Source organism: Sphingopyxis sp. (assembly GCF_036402335.1).
Lineage (GTDB): Bacteria > Pseudomonadota > Alphaproteobacteria > Sphingomonadales > Sphingomonadaceae > Sphingopyxis.
In genome coordinates this window covers 1-1594 of the sequence record NZ_DASWTD010000282.1, presented here as the reverse complement: position 1 = coordinate 1594, position 1594 = coordinate 1, and the positions used below count along the sequence as shown (strand labels likewise).

General features: G+C 65.6%; 1 protein-coding gene. It reads left to right on the top strand.

What is annotated here, in order from left to right:
* On the top strand, positions 1-1467 hold a 1467-nt coding region (locus VGD20_RS08810; protein ID WP_331134085.1), incomplete at its 5' end, for a DUF885 domain-containing protein.
* Between the last annotated feature and the right edge of the window lie 127 nt (positions 1468-1594).

Below are 1594 nucleotides of genomic sequence, written 5' to 3'. Positions count from 1 at the left end.
GATTATGTCAAAGCCTATGACACATTCACCTACGGCCTCCATAGCTGGCCCGAACCGCACCCGGTCACGCAGCTCAGCGGCACCTACCGCTCGATTCCCGATTTCCTGATCAACCAGCACAGCATCGCCAACGCCGCCGATGCCGAGGCCTATCTTTCGCGCTGCGCCGATTTCGCGGTTCAGCTCGACAATGAGACTGGACGGATCAAGGCCGATCATGCCGCGGGCGTCATCCCGCCCGATTTCGTGATCGACCGTACGCTCGGCCAGTTCGACCGCATTTGGGCCCCCGCACCCGACGCCAATGGCCTGACGACCAACGTCGCCGCGAAGACGAAGGACATTCCCGGCGACTGGGCGGCGCGCTGCGCCGCGATCGTCAAGGACCGCATCTATCCCGCGATGCGGCGTCAGGCGGGCGAGCTCAAGGCGGTCCGGCCCCGGGCGACGCACGACGCCGGCGTCTGGCGCCTGCCCAAGGGCGACGAATATTATGCCTATGCCCTGCGCTTCGCGACGACGACGGGCATGTCGGCCGAGGAGGTCCACAAGCTCGGGCTCGACCGCGTCGCCGAACTTTCGGCGCGCGCCGACGCGATCTTCAAGGCGCAGGGGATGACCAAGGGGACGGTCGCCGAACGCATGCGCGCACTCGGCAAGGATCCGCGCTTCCTCTATCCGAACACCGACGCGGGCAAGGAAAAGCTGATCGCCGAACTCAATGCCCAGATGCAGGCGATCCAGGCACGCCTGCCCGAAGCTTTCGGCCGCCTGCCCAAGGCGAAGGTCGAGATCCGCCGCGTCCCCGCCGATATCGAGGATGGCGCGACCGGCGGCTATTACCAGATCCCCGCGCTCGACGGTTCGCGCCCCGGCGCCTATTATATCAACCTGCGCGATACCGCCGAAAATCCGTCATGGACCTTGCCGACGCTGACCTATCACGAGGCATCGCCCGGCCATCACCACCAGATCGCACTCGCGCAGGAAGCCGAGGGCATTCCGCGTCTCCGCCGCCTCCCTGCCTACTCGGTCTATACCGAAGGCTGGGGGCTTTATGCCGAGCAGCTCGCCGACGAGATGGGCGTCTATGAAAACGACCCGTGGGGCCGGCTCGGCTATCTGCAAAGCTATATGTTCCGCGCCGCGCGCCTCGTCGCCGATACCGGGCTCCACCATTATAAATGGACCCGCGAAAAGGCGATCCAATATTATAACGAAGCGCTCGGCACCCCCGAACCGTCGAACATCACCGAGATCGAGCGCTATTGCGTCTGGCCCGGACAGGCGACGAGCTACATGGTCGGCCAGACGAGCTGGGTGCGTATCCGCGAAAAGGCGAAGGCGACGCTCGGCGACAGGTTCGACCTGCGCGGCTTCCACGACACCGCGCTGTCGGCGGGCGCGATGCCGATTTCGGTGCTCGAATCGGTGATCACCCGCTGGACCGCGGCGCAGACAGGATAGAATAGTCTGGCGACGGGTCGGCAGCGCACGCCGCCGGCCGGGTCCGCACCGGCATGCAGCCCGCGCGGCAAACCCGATTGCCGCGCATCGGGCGTTATGACATGAACTCCTGCCGGAGAGCGGGGGT